The sequence below is a fragment of the Chryseobacterium caseinilyticum genome (assembly GCF_014837145.1).
In the GTDB taxonomy this organism is placed as follows: Bacteria; Bacteroidota; Bacteroidia; order Flavobacteriales; family Weeksellaceae; genus Chryseobacterium; species Chryseobacterium caseinilyticum.
In genome coordinates, this window is sequence record NZ_JACYFS010000005.1 from 1 (window position 1) to 17,577 (window position 17,577).

Annotated in this window: 16 protein-coding genes and 1 rRNA gene; 6 read left to right on the plus strand and 11 right to left on the minus strand. The window is 34.5% G+C overall.

The genetic code is table 11. The features are described from left to right. The first annotated feature begins 9 nt into the window (after positions 1 to 9). A 5S ribosomal RNA gene (gene rrf, locus IC610_RS14775) occupies positions 10 to 117 on the plus strand. Positions 118 to 466: 349 nt separating this feature from the next. Here rrf and IC610_RS14780 read toward each other — a convergent pair. The 11 genes from IC610_RS14780 to IC610_RS14830 form a co-directional block, all read right to left on the minus strand. After that, positions 467 to 1,033: a hypothetical protein gene (locus IC610_RS14780; RefSeq protein WP_191737546.1), complete on the minus strand. Its 567-nt coding sequence runs from the start codon at positions 1,031 to 1,033 to the stop codon at positions 467 to 469. Positions 1,034 to 1,043: 10 nt separating this feature from the next. Next, entirely contained in the window at positions 1,044 to 1,592 is a 549-nt protein-coding gene (locus IC610_RS14785) for a hypothetical protein (RefSeq protein ID WP_191737547.1), read from the minus strand. Then, positions 1,589 to 4,306 (minus strand): hypothetical protein, encoded by a 2,718-nt coding sequence (locus IC610_RS14790; protein ID WP_191737548.1) that lies wholly within the window; start codon positions 4,304 to 4,306, stop codon positions 1,589 to 1,591. Before IC610_RS14790 ends, IC610_RS14785 begins: the two co-directional genes overlap by 4 nt. Further along, positions 4,299 to 5,081: a WxL protein host-binding domain-containing protein gene (locus tag IC610_RS14795; protein WP_228462938.1), complete on the minus strand. Its 783-nt coding sequence runs from the start codon at positions 5,079 to 5,081 to the stop codon at positions 4,299 to 4,301. Before IC610_RS14795 ends, IC610_RS14790 begins: the two co-directional genes overlap by 8 nt. Positions 5,082 to 5,164: 83 nt before the next feature. Continuing rightward, the gene (locus IC610_RS14800) at positions 5,165 to 5,692 is read right to left on the minus strand and encodes a hypothetical protein (protein ID WP_228462939.1); all 528 of its coding nucleotides are present in this window, start codon (positions 5,690 to 5,692) and stop codon (positions 5,165 to 5,167) included. Between the two features lie 343 nt (positions 5,693 to 6,035). Then, positions 6,036 to 7,640, minus strand: a complete 1,605-nt coding sequence (locus IC610_RS14805) for a BamA/TamA family outer membrane protein (RefSeq protein WP_191737551.1) — start codon at positions 7,638 to 7,640, stop codon at positions 6,036 to 6,038. Positions 7,641 to 7,664: 24 nt separating this feature from the next. Continuing rightward, entirely contained in the window at positions 7,665 to 8,462 is a 798-nt protein-coding gene (locus IC610_RS14810) for an SDR family oxidoreductase (RefSeq protein ID WP_191737552.1), read from the minus strand. Positions 8,463 to 8,707: 245 nt separating this feature from the next. Continuing rightward, the gene (locus IC610_RS14815) at positions 8,708 to 9,928 is read right to left on the minus strand and encodes a 3-phosphoshikimate 1-carboxyvinyltransferase (RefSeq protein WP_191737553.1); all 1,221 of its coding nucleotides are present in this window, start codon (positions 9,926 to 9,928) and stop codon (positions 8,708 to 8,710) included. After that, positions 9,925 to 11,136 carry a hypothetical protein gene (locus IC610_RS14820; RefSeq protein ID WP_191737554.1) on the minus strand — a complete coding sequence of 404 codons (1,212 nt, stop codon included), beginning with the start codon at positions 11,134 to 11,136 and terminating at the stop codon, positions 9,925 to 9,927. The genes IC610_RS14815 and IC610_RS14820 overlap by 4 nt, the downstream gene beginning before the upstream one ends. 6 nt (positions 11,137 to 11,142) lie before the next feature. Next, the gene (locus tag IC610_RS14825; RefSeq protein WP_056075266.1) at positions 11,143 to 11,469 is read right to left on the minus strand and encodes a nucleotide pyrophosphohydrolase; all 327 of its coding nucleotides are present in this window, start codon (positions 11,467 to 11,469) and stop codon (positions 11,143 to 11,145) included. A gap of 183 nt (positions 11,470 to 11,652) precedes the next feature. Further along, a complete protein-coding gene (locus IC610_RS14830) occupies positions 11,653 to 13,065 on the minus strand; it encodes a hypothetical protein (protein WP_191737555.1) in 1,413 nt (470 codons plus the stop codon). Between the two features lie 183 nt (positions 13,066 to 13,248). On the opposite strand from IC610_RS14830, the gene IC610_RS14835 reads away from it, so the two are divergent. The 5 genes from IC610_RS14835 to IC610_RS14855 all read left to right on the plus strand — a co-directional run bounded on the left by IC610_RS14835 (position 13,249) and on the right by IC610_RS14855 (position 17,553). Further along, positions 13,249 to 13,500, plus strand: a complete 252-nt coding sequence (locus IC610_RS14835) for a type B 50S ribosomal protein L31 (protein ID WP_056075185.1) — start codon at positions 13,249 to 13,251, stop codon at positions 13,498 to 13,500. A 202-nt stretch (positions 13,501 to 13,702) separates the two neighbouring features. Next, positions 13,703 to 14,863, plus strand: a complete 1,161-nt coding sequence (locus IC610_RS14840; protein WP_191737556.1) for a GlmU family protein — start codon at positions 13,703 to 13,705, stop codon at positions 14,861 to 14,863. Between the two features lie 262 nt (positions 14,864 to 15,125). After that, the gene (locus IC610_RS14845) at positions 15,126 to 15,635 is read left to right on the plus strand and encodes an RNA polymerase sigma factor (RefSeq protein WP_191737557.1); all 510 of its coding nucleotides are present in this window, start codon (positions 15,126 to 15,128) and stop codon (positions 15,633 to 15,635) included. Continuing rightward, positions 15,610 to 16,260, plus strand: a complete 651-nt coding sequence (locus IC610_RS14850; protein WP_228462940.1) for a hypothetical protein — start codon at positions 15,610 to 15,612, stop codon at positions 16,258 to 16,260. Before IC610_RS14845 ends, IC610_RS14850 begins: the two co-directional genes overlap by 26 nt. Positions 16,261 to 16,272: 12 nt before the next feature. Then, positions 16,273 to 17,553: a DUF4252 domain-containing protein gene (locus IC610_RS14855; protein ID WP_191737558.1), complete on the plus strand. Its 1,281-nt coding sequence runs from the start codon at positions 16,273 to 16,275 to the stop codon at positions 17,551 to 17,553. Positions 17,554 to 17,577 lie beyond the last annotated feature (24 nt).

The window sequence follows — 17,577 nt, forward strand, 5'->3', positions numbered from 1 at the left end:
TACAGCCTTTAGGGTGGTTTTAGCGGTGGGGCTCACCTGTTCCCATTCCGAACACAGAAGTTAAGCCCACCAGCGCCGATGGTACTGCGAAAGCGGGAGAGTAGGTCGCCGCCAGTTTTTATTTAAATCCTCAATCATTTAATTGATTGAGGATTTTTTTTTGTGCTAAACGCAAAAAGGTTCAGGTTGAAAGTCAATGTTAAAGATTCAAATTTAAGGTGCGAGATGTGGGATTTAGTATTTTGTCTAATATTAATAAATGAATTTGATGATTGCTGAAATAATATATGAAATAAATGATATTAAAACTAAAATAACTGTCGCTGATTATTTTGATTTATGTTTTTCCTATTACCAACAATTTTTTTGTCTGTAATAAATATCAAGATAATTTTGAAATGGTTTAAAGTCGTGCTTGTTTTCTATTTTAATATGTTAATGCTAATCAAATTAAATTAAAATATTGTTATGGTGACATAATGGTGAAAAGAATTGCTGCTTGAGCATCAGCAGGAACAACGGCAGATATGCCAATTAACTCAAGCTGTATATTTACACCTGAATAACTTACAGAGTTACCTAATCCGATACCTCCATTGTAATTTATATAAAAAAGCAGTTGGGAATTATCAGAAATTAGTTGAAAACCAGTAACAGGACCATTGGATATATTAGCTGAGCATCCAAAACACAAACCATTAACTACAGCTGTTCCTCCTGTTCTTTTTACTCCTATTTTTAGGGAATTATGCCATCTATTTGGTGTAGGTAAATAATGTACTCCTACCTTTACACTATTAGAATTAAAGAGGCTTAGTAGAGAAGCGGGTAAGGTTCCACTTAGTACTATTTGATTTTGTGAAGATGTGTATGGAGGAATATTCTGTGGATAGTCGGTTCCAGCTTCTGTAATATTAGTTGTTGGAGTAATGTTCCAATCACTTCCTCCAGAATTTATCTGAGCATTTACGAGAGTAGCACTAAAAATAAGAGTAGCAGCAAACAGTCTAATTAATAAATAAAATTTAAGCATCGTTCAATTTTTATTCACTGATAGTATAAGTAATTGATATAGATTTATCAGTTTTTACTATGTCAGCATAATTCTGCACACTCGCAGATAAGTTTATTTGATGACCATTATTGATGCCATCTCCAGTATACGCACCTCTAATTCCGGTAATAATAATTTGTTCTGCTTGAGAAAGTGTGACTGGATTAGTAGCCGTGGATGTACCTAAAACGCCGCCGCCACTTCCTGTAGCGTTAGCAACGGAAAGTCTTATGTTTATACCAGGGATTATTTCACTAATTCTTGCCGTAATCTTTCTGTTTAGCCCAATAGAGGAAACTATTGAAGTGTAATTAATCCATTTTGTAGCATTAAGCGAAGATATTGTTAAGGGATTTCCAGCTTCCGCGGGGCTTATGAAAGTTAAACTAACATTAGTCGAAGGTTCCAAATCTACAATAGCCTTAATTGGTAGAGAAATATTAATGGTTTTGTTACTTACAGAAGTTTGTGAATACGACAAAAAGGACATCATATTAAAAAAAAAGACTGTTAATACTGTAAAGTTTAATTTCATCATTTCTTTTTATTATCATTATAACCTACCTTAATCGTTTCCTGCTGGAATTTTACTTCTCTCTGTTGTTTTGTAATATTGATAAGAATATTTTTTGATTCATCACTTTTTAATATGAAATCAAATTGTTCAACAGCTATTTTGTAACGTTTATCCATACCATTCCTATATACTTTGACTGTCCAATTACCTGGACGAAGATAAGTGAAGTCGAAATTTTCACCTACAGTGCAAATTTTTCTTAATACCTGTTTGCCATTTGTAGCCTCAACGATAATACTTTCCTGCCTCTTTTTTTCTTTGGCAGCTAAATGAGCAAATGAATATTGATCTTTTCCATTGTCTTCATTAAGCTGAATAAAACCTTCAATCTTTGCAGCCTTTGTCAGTCCAAAATTAAAGATATTTTCTTTGTTAATAAGATTTATTTCTGCTGGAAATGGTACGTCAGGAATTTCCGTAATCTCTGTGGTTGAACGATCCAATTCCAAATAGTAGTTGCCGGGAGAAATGTTTTTAAAAAGAAAATTACCGTCTTTGTCAGTGATTGTAATGTGGCTTCCTAATGTCAGTTTTATGCCATTCACTTTTTTTACACCAAAATTTGCGATATTTCCGGACAGAGTAACATATTCTGCGATTTTTTTTATTGGTGTATTAATCCGTAATGTATACCGCATTGATACTGTGAAATCTTTATCTCCGATTTGCCCGCGTTGCAAAGTATACTTTCCTGAAATATCAAACTCATGATTTCGAAACAGTTGCTGATGGTAGAGAATTTCAAAAAGATTTCTGTCATTAAAAGTCTGCTCCGGAATGTAATTATTTTGGTAAAATATACTTAAAGAACTTTTTCCATTAAATCTACTTATTAATCTTGCTCCATAATAAATTTGTTCATAATCTCTTAATTCATACCTCGAAGTTTTTGCATAGCTTCCGTAAACATTCAATGAGGTTTTGAATTTTTCGAGGCCAAAATTTAATGTGTATGTATTAGACTGTCCTGAAATTCCCAGCAAAAAATTATTTGTTTTCCCAAACTGAGTTTCGGCTCCTAATCTGAAAATTCCTACCTCCTGACTAATTCCTGCCCGCACAAAAATCTCTTCATAATTAAACTGTTTTTTTTCCATTCTATCCTCATAATTTTGATAGCCACCAAAAATAAGTAGCGATCCTTTAGAAGAATATTTATAATTAAAACCTGATTGCGCAAATTTCTGATAAGGTGCAACGCCATAAAGTGTATCTCTTTTAAAATTTCTTGCATCTTCTCTATAATTAGCAGACAGATCTATCTTATCTGATATTTTGTATTGGATATTTGCCGTGATAGAATTGGTATTTGTAAAGTATCCTGCAAACAGTGGAGTAGATTTCATATATATTAATCCTGCACTCATTTTATTAAAATTGCCTTGTGTCTGTATCATATAGGCAGTACCTTCAGTTTGTCTGTTTTTGCTGTACGCAACTTCCCCCTGTACATCTATTATCTCAAATAATCGGGTTTTACCGGCTACATAGGGAAGATGAGTATTTAATCCATCTTGTTCTGTAATCGGTATTTTGTATAAATAGCCTGCGGTAATTTCAGTCCGGTTATTAAAGTTGTATTTTGAGTACACATTAAATTCATCCTTTATGTCCCGAAAAAAACGGGGATGATTGTAAAAACCTCCGACTGTAATTTTTTTAAATTGATAGCTCAGTTCGGCACCTCGCCCGTATCTTGCAAATTCAGTAAGATAAGAGGCAGAATATGATTTGTCACCTAAATGGGCAAATAAATTTTTTCTTCTATAAGAAACATAATATTCTTCGTACGGAGTAAAGGAATTAAGTTCAATTGGGTTTTTTGTAACAGCATGAAATTCTAAAACATCTTCGTTTTTATCTGATAAGCTGCCAATGCCATAAATTTCTCCTTGCAAACCGTCTTGATATTCCCCCCGATCTCTTCTGCCAATATAGTTTATTGATGTTGCAAGAGGAAAGCGATAATAAATATCTTTATCAACCGGTTTTATGGGTATGACTGTTACATTGCTGAACGCATCTAGATTTTCTTTTGGATGATTTTCTGTCACTGCATTCAAATGTACATTTTGGTATCCGGTACTTCCTATTTCAGAATCAGTATTAATCTTGAGATAGATTAATCTGGTTTCTCCGGGTGGTACAATAATTTCACCTCCCACATCTATTTGCGCATTTTCTGCTTTCAGGAAAAGTTTTTCAGACATGTTGCCGTTATTTTTGGCTACAAAAGAAGCTTTGATGGTATCTCCTGCTTTTACATACTCCGGTGCTGATGCCGCGACGAGTGAGATTTTTCGCACACCTGAAATAACCATTGGAGAGTACTTGGTCAATTTTGTGCCATTTTCATCTTTTATATGTAAAGAAATGTTGTATGTGCCTTTTGGAGTGTCTGAAGAAATATGGATAGGTATTATGTAGATAATGCTTTTCCCTTTTTCAACTGCAATTTTGTTTGCGGAGAGTAAGGTGGTAATCCCGGGATTTGACGTTTCAACTGCTAGATTATATACCTTATCTTCATCAGTAATGTTTTCTATTTTGAAAGAAATAGAAGTAGCTGTTCCCGGTTGTAGAATTTCATTTTTATAGACATACTCTTTCTGATCTTGAGAAAAAATAAATACGGGAAACAATAAGATAAAATAAAGAATCCAATTTTTAATCATTTTTTACCTCTAGTTCAACATTGAGAGCGAAAGCGTTTTCGTCTTCATCTGTTGCCAATAATACTGCGGTATATTTATTGGGAAGAATTTTGCTGATATCTATATCAAATGTTTTTGAAGTATTTGGTAAAAGTCCCATTGTCTGGCTAGAAAAACTTCCCACTTTCTGACCGTTTTTACGATCATATATTTCTACGTTAGCTGTTGGTCTACAGTATAGATTGCCTGTGTTGGCAATTGCAATTTTTAGAATTTTTTGTTTTTCCTGTTTCTCTATTTTTACACCTTCAAACTTTAATTCGGGTTTTGCTTTTTCTGTATTATAATCTGTAATGACCTGAATGGCGTAACGAACAATGGATGTAATATTTACTCCCGGTTTATTATCGGAAGGCGTTATATCATCCACAGGCTCAACAATAATAACACTCCAATAACTTCCAGGTCCGGCAATCGAATTCGGTACTGTAATTTCATAGCGAACTTCAGTCTTTTCCTTTCCTTTTAGAGTGATAAGATTAGTATTAAGCTTGATCCAGTTTGAGTTTGTTCTTTTATTTGTAAGGGGTTCTGTATAGAAGATCGAACCATCTGACTGATAACTAAAATCCTGTAAAAAAAGCTTAACGTTTTGGGGATTAGTAGAAGTGTTTTCTATTTCTATCGTTCCTTTGTAAACTTGTCCTTTATCTACCTGATAGCTGTGAGTGAGCCCGTTTATTACTACAATTCCTGCTTTTACAAATTGTGAAGCTATTATGAATAAGAGAAACAATAAAAACTTTTTTATCATATTTGAATTTTAAAATAATAAAGAAGAAACCCCATAAGCTTCTTCTTTATTTCTTACATTAAAGATTAAATATCTGATAGAGTATAAGTCACTACTGCTGTGGTAGTGCTTACTACCAAATCTGCATAGTTTGCAGTTCCAGTACCAGTTCCGGTACCACCATAACCAACATTATACGTTAACTGATGTCCATTAGTATTGCCATCACCTGTCCAAGCGCTTCCAATTCCAGTTAAGATAGGTTGGTCGACAGCGGTAAGAGTCAGTTGTCCTGTTGAAGTCCCAAATGTTCCGGCTCCGCCTCCTGTATGTCCAGCGGCAGTTACTTTTATAGCAACACCAGGTATTACGGCTCCTAATTTCACAGAAACAGTACGGCTGTAAGTAGTGTTTTTCTTAATTGAAGAATAATTAAGCCAAAGTGTATTATTGTCAGCAACTGGCGTAATCGGTTGACCAGCCTCCGTAGGAACTGTAAATGACATGTTAATATTGTTATTGGCAACTCCAGATTCGATGTCTAATAAAGCAACATTAGGAACACCAATGACGATGTTATGGCTTGCAACGTTTGTATCAGCTTGTGCACTCAAATTAGCCGAGATTGTAACAAGAGCTAATGCTAATAAAGAAAATTTTAATTTTTTCATAAACAATGATTTTTTTTGCAAAATTATAAAAAATTCAAACTAGAATGAATTTTTTCACTTGATTTTTATCATTGCTACCACTTAATAATCAGTAAGTTACTTTATTATTCAAGTAACTTTTAAAATATTTTTAACCACAAATATATTTTGGTATTAAATTTATTTTGATAAATTTTTGATTGAGTTTATATTTAAACGGTTTTTTTTGAAAATGGAGAATCAACAAACATAAATAAATATGATTAAAAAAATGTAATTTATAATTATTATAAATAACGAAATTTTTCTAAAAACGACTTAGAATTCCCCAGTGAATTTTGATGTCATTAAATTTGAACGGATTGCCAAATTCATTACCATTGGAGAGCTGGAAACTCATCAATCCGATAGGGATGAAGAAGTTGAAACCAAGGCCAACACTGTACAGTTTTGGCTTTACACCCAGAGATTTATTATTGAGCTGACCGTACTGACCGAAAACATCAAAAAATGCCTGATTGCCGATGAGATAGCGGTATTCCAGACCACCGTAGTAAAAGAAATCTGCCGTCAGAGAGTTTTCGTTAAAGCCCCGTAATGAGTTCCATCCACCGAAACGGTAGAGTTCATTGGCTGTGAAGTCAACCTTGGAGTCGAGCATAGCGCCTTCTCCTTTGATGTTGAGGAAGTGGTTTCCGTTGATATGATAATTGTATTCACCAAAAAAGTAAAACTGATTTTGCGGTGATTTTATATTCTCTCTGGTATAACTTGTCGTAAGATAATCGTAGCCGAAATTTATCCTGCTCTTGTACAGAAAAAGGTCGATGTCGCTGGGCTCAGTCATTTCAAAATAAATTCCCAGACCTTTTTTGTTGTAGTCTTTTCCCTGCACATAAAGGCTGTCCAGAATGGTTGAATTTTCAAATGTTCCCCTTAAACCGATTTTCTGGCGATTGTTGATATGATAATAAAATGCAGGCAAAGCTTTCACATTGGCAAACGTAGAATCCTGGCGGAAAATATTCACCTTCATGTTCATTCCCACATTGGAATTAAACAGATACGGTATATCAGTCTGGAGATCGAAATTTTGTCCTTTATCAGGGTTTCTCTGCCAGTAGAGATTGATGGTTTCAAAGCCGTTGAACATGTTTTTGAAATTCACGTTAAGCGTACCGTTTAAGGTAAATTTCTCGGTCTTGTCATTTCCAAAACCGATGACTCCGTCAAAAGTATTTGTTTTTTTCTTCTCTAAAAAAAGATAGATCTGCGTGGAATCTTTTGTAAATAAAGTTTGCGGCTGCCTTTCAAGCGATAAAAAAGGATGTCCCTGAAACTGTTTGTTGATGGCAATCAGGTTTTTGTCATCGTAATTTTTACCTTTAAACTCTTTATTTAAATTTTTCACAAAACGCTTCGGAACCCGGGTGTAACCTTTCATCACAAAGCCGTCGACCGTACGTTTATCGTTTTTATTAATGTCAAGTTCCACTACTGGATAACCGTTTTTCTTGGTTTTCACTGTAGATTTTAAACGGCTGAATGCAAAACCGTCATCGATATAGGCTTTGTTAATCCTGTTTTTTGTGGAATCCAGATTTTTGGTGAAAAACTCTTTCTCAGTTTTCAGTTTTTTGACGATGGAGTCTGAAAGTGAAACATAAGTTATATTATAATTTTTCCCTTTGTCAAAGAAAATTTCTGTACTATCTCCTTTTATTTTAACCTCTTTCAGTTCTGTGAAAAAGTAGTTGCTCTGCGCCAGTGAATCGAGAAATTTTACCGCCGTCGCAGAATCTTTTACCTTTTTTCTGACCTTAGTTTCAGTGTCAATCAGAAAATACTGTTTTTTCTGCGCTTGTGCAAAAACGCAGATCAGGATAAAGAATATGTTCAGAACTAATTTCAAATCTCAAACTTCAAACTATAAATCTTACAATTTATTGTATTTCTTCATCAAATTCTCATACGTTCCCTGTGGCAGAATCCATTTCAGAGGAACACCGATTTTCTGGCCGAATTTACCGAAATAATAGTGAGCTTTCCACTTCTTTTTAGTTAAAAGTTGATCGATATATTCAGCAACTTCCAGAGGTTCGGTTCCGTCGCCAACGTGGGAATTCATCAAAGCATATACTTTATCGAACACACTTTTGTAAGGTTCAGTCACTTTTGTTTTTACGCGGTTTTCTGCAATATTGGTTTTTATGTCACCCAGATGTAGCGAACAGACATTCACATTCCACGGATAAACTTCATATCTCATCGCTTCGGTTACTTTATCCAAAGCCGATTTCGAAGCTGAATAAAATCCGCGGAAAGGCAGTCCCATCTCGCTTCCGATACTTGAAACATTAATAATTTGCCCGAATTTATTCTCGCGCATTTTCGGCATCACGGCGGTCATCATTTGTACTGCTCCCACAAGATTCAGATTAAATAATTTTAAGATATCCTCCTTCGAAGAATCTTCCACAGCACCTACCATTCCCATTCCGGCGTTGTTGATAAGCACGTCGATTTTACTTTCGGTTTTTAAAACTTCGGCAATTGCATTCTGAACGGCATCATTATCTGTAATATCGGTAGGGATTGATTTAAAATATTGACTTTCGGTAAATTTCCGGCTCAGTCCATAAACACGATGACCTTTTTTTCCGAAATATTCTGCAAGTACGAAACCTATTCCTGAGGAGGTTCCGGTGATGATGATTGTTTTGTGGTGTGACATTTAAAACTGAAATATTTATTTGAATTACGGTTTGTGAATTTATAATTTCATTCTCAAACGGTTTAATTTGATAAGAATGGTAAATTTATGAATAAACTCTTGATGATATTCTTTGGCAGATACTTTTTCCTCTGTTGATTTTGTTAGGTTTCTTTTTAATGCTTTGTCTGAATAATATTTTCATTTTAAAAGTGATGATTACGGCTGAAGACTATTTCTCCAAAAGTTTACTGAGAAAAAGTAAATTAATATTTCAAAAAAAAGTTTAAATCCTCCCAAAACATCGGATAAGACTTTTCCACAACATCCTCATCTTCAATATTTAATTCTTTAATCAGGCAAAACGGTGCAAAACTCATCGCCATCCGGTGATCCTGATAGGTTTTAATGGAAATGTTTTCATGTGCTTCTCTAAAGTTGATTGATTTGATAGTTGAATCTCCAATTTCAGTTTCGCAACCCAGTTTTTTTAATTCAATATTTAAAGCTGAAAGTCTGTCAGTCTCTTTCACTTTCAATGTTCCCAATCCAGAAATTTCGAATGGAATTTTTAAAGCTGCGGCCGTTACACAAAGGGTTTGTGCAATATCCGGACAGTTGTTCATATCCAAAACAATTTTTTCAGGAAACTTAAAATCCTTAATAAGTTGGAGTGTCAATTGGTGTTCTTCTTTAGTGAAAATGGTTTTAATTCCGAAGAAATCTTCATAAATTTTTGAAATCGCAGAATCCCCTTGAGTAGAGTCTTTGTAAAAACTTTTCAGATAAATAGTTTCTCTTCCAATCGCTGCGAATGAATAGAAATAAGACGCAGAACTCCAGTCGCTTTCTACTTCATAATTGATAATTGATGGTTGGTGGTTGATGAATGATTCAACTTTGATTGTATTTCCTTCAAATTTATTTTTAATTCCAAAACGGGTTAAAATATTGAGAGTCATTTCGATATATGAACGTGAAGTAACTTCGCCAACCAAATTGATTTCCAAACCGTTTTCCAGTTTTCCGGCAATTAAAAGAAGAGAAGTGATAAACTGGCTTGAAATATTAGCCGGAACATCAACTTTCTTCTCAGTAATTTTTCTTCCCGTAATTTTCAAAGGCGGGAAACCTTCATTTTCCAAATATTCGATTTCAACTCCCAAATTTTGCAAAGCGGTAACCAAATTTTTGATTGGTCTTTCTTTCATTCTTCCCGAACCGGTAAGAACTGTCGTTTTCCCATCCTGAATTGAATAATAAGATGTTAAAAAACGCATCGCTGTTCCTGCGTGATGAATGTCAACAGTTTCAGAATTTTCGGATAATGCTTTTTTTAATAACTGGGTATCCTGAGAATTGGATAAATTACTGATTTCTATGTTTTCGAACAGGCTTTCCAAAATCAACAAACGATTCGAAATACTTTTCGAACCGCTGATTTGTATGGTTGTATTGTTTTTAAGTGAAGATTTTTTTAGAATCATTTTGAATAGTATAATTTGCCGTTTTGATCTGCGTAGCAGAAAAATTTATTGTCCTTATCAAACATTTTGAAGAGTTGAAACCCTTTTTTTCCATAATCTCTCCGGAAAAAATAGGGAATCATTTTAGATTCAGGTGTTATGAATTCCTGAGTTTTATTCATGAATACCAGATATTGATAGTTTTCTGAATTTTTAACTATAAATCCGCTGGCAAAAACTCCGTGACCGTCCGCAATCATTATTTTATCATATTTCGGAGCGACTAAATAATGATTTTCTTTAGTGAGAAAATATCCGTATTTATTTTTCACTTTTTTCAGATAGGCGTAATCATAAGAGGCGTCCTTTGTTTCAAAAGATAATTCTTCCGTTGTTTTATCCTCAAAAGATTCTCTTACGTGAATGATTTTTCCTTCTGAGTTTTCTGGTATGGGATTTTTTTCTATCTCAAAATTCGGCATTTTTGTGGCTTCGTACGAAGAATAACCGGAGCGGCCATAACCGATACGATCATTATCGTTGCTATATCCTAATTCTTCTGTTTTTGATGATCTAATCTTTCCGTTTTCAAAATCGATTAGCAGTTTCTTTTTCATCCCGCCTGCATCGTACGTTACGGCAAAAGATTTTGGAAACTTCTCATAATCTGTATCTACGTCATAAGAATTTTCAAAAAAAGTTTTGATGATTTTCTTTTGCTTTTTATCGATTTGGTATAATCCATAATGGTTTTCGTAAGAGTACAAAAGTAAAAGTGCTGTTTCTTTTAAAGCATTTCCTTTGGTTGCGCTTTCATCAATTACAATAATATTGTTGTAAGCCCGGTCAAGAATCTGTTCACCTTTGAGATTGTATAGAAACTTTGAAAGATAATTCGGATTTCCGTGCGAACCATTATAGGCTTCTTTATCCTTTATTTTAACAGCTTTTACAAAATCTCCTTCATTTTCAAAATAGGCAAAATCGGTGTCTTTCAAAATGATTCTGTCATTTAGAATGTAAGATTTTTTCAAACTTGGGCTGATTTTAATTCCTGTAAAATCATTATTATATCCAACAGCGATTTTATCGAACTGTGCAGGAACCACCAGTTTTCCGTTTTCGTCAGAAATTCCAAATTTGTCACCTTTGCGATAGGGTAGGAAAATTTGAGAGGTATAAAATGAATAAGTAAGAATGAAAAATATATAAATAAAGCGATACTTCATGAGTTTCTATTTCAATTTTTGATTATTCTGATGCCTGTCTTTATCGCGATCAGTTTTTATCTTCATTTTTTTGTCAAAAGCTTCCTGCAGATTGACACCGGTTTGATTGGCCAGACATAAAGTTACAAACAAAACATCGGCTAATTCTTCGCCCAGATCTTTGGTCTTATCGCTTTCCTTTTCGCTTTGTTCGCCGTATCTTCTGGCAATAATTCTGGCAACTTCTCCTACTTCCTCGGTTAGCATTGCCATGTTGGTCAGTTCATTAAAATATCGGACACCAATGGTTTTGATCCATTCGTCGACCTGTGTTTGTAGTGTTGTAATTTCCATGTTTAAAAAAGAGCCAGGTTTAGAGTTAAAAGAGCCAAGTAAAGAATCAAGGCAAAAGTAAAAAGAGCCAATGGGTTAAATCCTTGATATTGTTTTAATCAAACTTGTGTCAATTGCATTAATAATTACTCATTACTAATTGCTCATCACTTATTTTCGAATCTCAAATCTCAAATCTCAAATTTACTGATACGCTCCCAAAGTTGTATTTGAAGTTCTCGAAACGCCCATGATATCTGTTGGAACCGAAGCAGCGATGGCTGCATTGCCTTTATTTCTCGCCGGAGAATCTGCTTTTACGCGGAGATTCATCTGTGCAGCAAAGAAATTAATGAATTTAGGATCTTCGTTTTTTAAACTCTGAACAACAAAAGTTGGATTATTGTCAAAAGGAAAACCTGCCTCGGAAGTTCCTGAATATTTAAGAAGAGAATTTCTGATCAGAAAGTTGAACTGCTGCCCAGGCGTCTGCTCAAAATTCACAGCATTATCTCTGTCTGAGTAGACGATAGAATTCCAGATGTTTAATTGTTGTAAGGCACCCTGTTCTGTTTGTCCGCTCTCGTTTTTCCATTCGTTGGTGGCAAAAATTCCTATTCGGTTTCTGGAACTCAAAAGATCTGAATAATTGGCAATTGTAGAATGGACATAAGAATGATTTCCACCCTTAAAAATAGAAACGCATGCGTCTCCACAGTTGTTCATTACCAGATTGCTTGCATTTACCGTCGACGCAACAGCATAAATCCCGTTATCTAAAAAATTATGAATAAAAGAATTGTTAATATTCGCAGTAGCCTGTTTCATGTCAAGACCATTGATTCCTCCGAAAAGCCTTGTATGATTCATATTTAAAATTGATCCGGCTTCCATTTTTACCGAGTTCCAGTTGTTTGGGATCGTGTCGTAATAGGTTTCGTTTCTGTCACCACGCATGATGATTTGCTCGGTTTGGGTTCCGTTCAGATTCAGAGAAGCACCGTTGGAAATTTTCATTCCGCTGTTTTTGTGGAAATAAATTTTAGTTCCCGACTGTACATTTAAAGCAATGCCATCATCCAAAGTCAGATTTCCGTAGATAATTTTAGCTTTAGAGTTGGTCCAGTTGGTATTGGCATCAATTACATTAGGATTCGTTGGTGTCTGAATAAAAAATTCAGCATCCTGAACGACTGAAAAAAGCGTTACATGCTGCTGTCCTGCAGGACTTGTAAATAATATCCTGTCTTCGGCAATCGCCTCCGGTCCTGTTGCTGTAGGAGCAATCTCAACAAAAATGAACAGACTGTCTTTTCTTCTTAAAGGAATATCTTTAAAATCATAACCAGGTTTACCGTCTACATTGATTTTGTATAAAGATGCTGCACCTTTTTCCAGATTGATTCTTGGGATCAGAACATCTTTGTCTTCGTTGTTATACACTTTTACGGCGTACGTTTCAGATCTTACCTGATGATAAACGGTATCACAAAATATTGTATCACGGTTAAAGCTGAGTTCCTGAGACGGCGTGTCGAAAGAGATTTCGTCTCTGTTGCAGGAAACGGCCAATAAAAGTATCCAGAAGGAACTTAGAAGAATGATTTTAAATTTCATTGAAATTCATGTTTAAGAGTTCCAAATTTAACGAAAAATACTTCAATTTTCTTATTTCAGAAAAATAATGTTCAAGGTGTTTGGATATTTTAAAAAAAATTGTATTTTTGCAACCTAAAATTTAGCAGAAGAAATACCATTACTATTTCGAAAGCAAAACTTTAATTTTTTAAAAAATTTATTATGAAAAACGGAATTCACCCAGAAAATTATAGACTTGTTGTTTTCAAAGATATGAGTAACGACGAGGTATTTTTATGCAAATCTACTGCAGACACTAAAGACACAATCGAGTATGAAGGAACTGAGTACCCATTGATCAAAATGGAAATCTCTTCAACTTCTCACCCTTTCTACACAGGAAAAACTAAATTGGTTGATACTGCAGGTAGAGTAGATAAGTTCATGAACAAATACAAAAAATTCGCTAAGTAATTTTTTGAATTTACAATATTTTAAAGTCTTCCGGTTTTCGGGAGGCTTTTTTTGTGCGCATCACTCAAAATTAAAATCTCCATGGCAAAAATTTATCCCAGGATTTGTATTTTTGTCACAGTAGAATCCCGAATTCTTGATTTTGTAACTCCTAACTCGAATCATGGAACCCGGAACCCGAAACATAAAACCTTAAACCCGTATGCAACTCGTATTCTCCGATGCACAATATTGGGAAGATTTTCTTCCGCTTACTTTTACCCGTCCTGTCGCAGAAATGCGTTGTGGAATTCTTACTTTTTCCGAAAGATGGCAGAAAATATTAGATTCTGCCGAAATTTCATGGTTCACCGAACTGTACCTTCAAGGGAAATTCAGAGAGCCGGAGAAAAAAGAAAGTCTGTTTTTAGTTCCCAATTTTTTGCCTACGGAAACAGTAATTCAGCAGATTAAAGAGCTGAAACAAGGTGAAGCATTGGTGTATGAAGATGAACTTGTTGCTGCAAAAATCAATATGGATGGCTTTTCTCTGAATCAGATTGAAAAGATGACTGATATCAAAGAAGAATTGATTTTCTTTAAAAAACCAACCGACCTCTTTACTTTTAATAAAGAAGCAATCGATTTTGATTTTGAATTACTGACTCAAGGAAAAACGTCTCAGGAATTATCATCTACAAATGGGTTTTTAGGCAATAAAGAAGATTTATTTATTGAAGAAGGTGCAGAAGTTGAATTTTCAACCATCAATACCAAAACCGGAAAGATTTACATTGGAAAAAATGCAGAAGTAATGGAAGGTTGTAATCTTCGAGGTCCGATTGCACTTTGTGAAGGTTCAAAATTCAATTTGGGCGCGAAGATTTATGGTGCGACAACGGTTGGTCCACATTCAAAAGTGGGTGGTGAGGTGAGCAACATCATTATTTTTGGATATTCCAATAAAGGTCATGACGGATTTATCGGAAATTCTGTGATTGGAGAGTGGTGTAATCTGGGTGCAGATACCAATTCTTCCAATTTAAAAAATAATTACGGAACCGTAAAATTGTGGAATTACAGAACCAAAGATTTTCAGGATACAGGATTGCAGTTTGCCGGTGTAATTATGGGAGACCATTCCAAAACAGCGATTAATACGCAATTGAATACCGGAACTGTAATCGGTGTTGCTTCCAATATTTTTAAAGAAGGTTTTCCTCCAAATTTAATAGAAAATTTTTCCTGGGGCGGATTTAAAGATGATGAACGGTTTAAATTAGACAAAGCTTATGAGGTCGCTGAAAAAGTAATGGCAAGACGAAAATTGCCTTTAACTGAGCATGACAAGGCAATCTTTAAGCATATTTTTGAAAATTATTAAAAAATGTTGAGGAGAAATTTGAACTATTAAAATGTTTTAGTTGTTAAGTTTTTTTAAGTAAATATCCGAAGATATTAATTAAGCATGTGGCTTAAAGCGAAGCTCAACTTATTAATTCTAAAAAACTTAGTAGATCTTAATGTTTCACAAATAATTTGTTTTACAGCAAATAAAAATTAAAACTTCAAATTTTTTTGAAGTTTTTTTCGTTGAAGTGTAATATATTTCCAATTCAGATTGTCTTACTAATAGAAACAGATTTATGACCCATGAAACTTTTAGGAATACGGTATTTATTCTCAGAGATGAGATGTATCGTTTTGCGAAAAGGTTTGTGATGAGCAGCGATGAAGCCGAAGATGTAGTTCAGGATTTGATGATCAAATTCTGGCAGAAAAAAGAGGAACTGGCTCAGTTCGGAAATTTTAAATCCTACGCTTTAAAATCTGTCAAAAATGAATGTCTGAACAGACTGAAGCATCACGACGTGAAATTGGGGTTTGCTGATTTGCAACTTCATCGATCTGAGCTTTACAGCATGGACGTGAACAATATGAAGGAGCAGATTATCGGTTTTATCAACCAGCTTCCTGAAAAACAGAAAATGGTCATCCATTTGAAGGACGTAGAAGAATATGAAGTGTCTGAAATTTCTGAAATGTTGGAAATGGAAGAAAACGCAGTAAGAGTCAATCTGATGCGGGCGAGACAAAAAGTAAAAGAACAAATCTCACAATTGATGAGCTATGAGCAACGACAAATTTCAAGATAAATACAACGAAGTCTTCCAAAGTTTAAAGGAAGAAAAAATGAACTGGGATTTTGAGGATTTTCTTCAGAAAGCAGAAGGGAACGCAGAATTGGCAACCATAATTCCTATCCAAAATAAGAAACCATCGTTTCCGAAATGGTTTTGGATGGCTGCAAGTGCCGTTATTGTTTTAGGTTTGACCTTGATTTTTAGTTTAAATAAAAACACAGTTGCAGAGCAGGAAAATTTAGTCAAAAACGAAGTTTTAAAACAGAAAAACGAGTTTGTTGCCGAAAATCACGAACATGAAAATCAGGTGGCAGTGCATTATTCAGACTCGGTCTCAGGAGAAAAAAGAGATTCTGTTTTTGTTGAAAATACCGTTGCCGAGAATGATGTTTTGGATGAAATTCTTTCTAAAAAGGCCAGAATGAAAAAACAGATTAAACCAAAATTTGTCCAGAATGTAGTTTCTGAAGATTCCTCTGGGTACAGAGATTCTTATGTAATTGTAAACGGAAGAAAAATTTCGAGTGAGAAAGAAGCGATGGATGTCACCACTTTTTCACTGATGAAAATGGGTAAAGAATTCAGGAAAACGGTAGCTTCTTTTAATAAAGACGAAGGTTTTACAGAAGAATATTAAAATAGAAATACAATGAAAAATATAGTTTTATTCATCCTCTTTTTTCTGGGCAGCTTTACGACCTGTACAGCTCAGAATGAAAAAATTGATCAGCTCTTCAACGATATGCAGAAAAAGGGTGTGACTTCAATTGAAATTAAAAAACCAATGTTTGCTTTGCTCAACAGCATCGATATCAGCGATGAGTATTTAGGTAAAATTAAGCCTGTAATGCGCGATGTGGATGGTTTGAAATTATTGGTTTTTAATAAAATTACATTTCCCGATCATTTGAAATCTGAAAATAAAGGTCAGATCAAAATGAATGAAGAGAAAAGTGAAAGGGTGTCAAAACTGCTTTCTGATCTGAATCTTAATGAATTAATGTCATTGAAAAGTGACGATGTCTCAATGAAATTTCTTGCCGAAAACGCAAAAAACGGCATTCTTGAAAATCTGATTTTCAATGTTGATTCTAAGGATGAGATTGTGATTTTTATGCTGAATGGAAAGATGAAGATGGATGATGTGAATAAAATGATCAGTTCGTCAGAAAATACACTGACTGTAAAAAGCGGTAAGAAAGAAAATACAAGTCAAAATAAAAACAGCGTTTACCTGAGTGGAGAAGATAGAAATGTAGGCCAGTTTCTGGGTATCAGTGCAGCTACGGGAGTTGTAGTTAATTTTAAACAGGAAAATCCTGTCAGTGTAAGAGTGGTGGCTGATGCTGATAAAATGCAGTATGTTGTTACAAAAGTGGAGGATGGAATTCTTAATGTTTATATTGATAATAAGGATAAGAAAAATTTACAGATCAAAAACATCAGCGTGAATGTTTCAGCACCCAAGATCGAGTCGATTAAAACTTCTTCAGGAGCGATATTTAATTCGATAAATAATATTAATGAAAATCGTTTGGCCGTCAATATTTCTTCCGGATCTGTTCTGAACGGAACGCTAAATATTAAAGAAAATGCAGTATTAGAAATAAGTTCCGGAGCAGTAATGAATTCTCAGCTTAATACCAATGATCTGTCATTAAAATCATCAAGCGGTTCAACAGCAAACCTTAAAGGCAATGCAAGATTTGGTACGGTTGATATGAGCAGCGGAGCGATTTTCAATGCAGAAGGTTTTAAATTTGGTCAACTGAAAGTTCAGTCAACTTCCGGAGCAAGAATTTCAACCCATATTCTTGACGAACTTTCTGCAAGAGCTTCATCAGGAGGAACTATAGAGTATAAGGGAAATCCTAAAATTGATTCAGACATCAGCAAAGTTTCCGGTGGAAGTCTGAGAAAAATAGATTAACAGTTCATTTATATTTAACTTTAA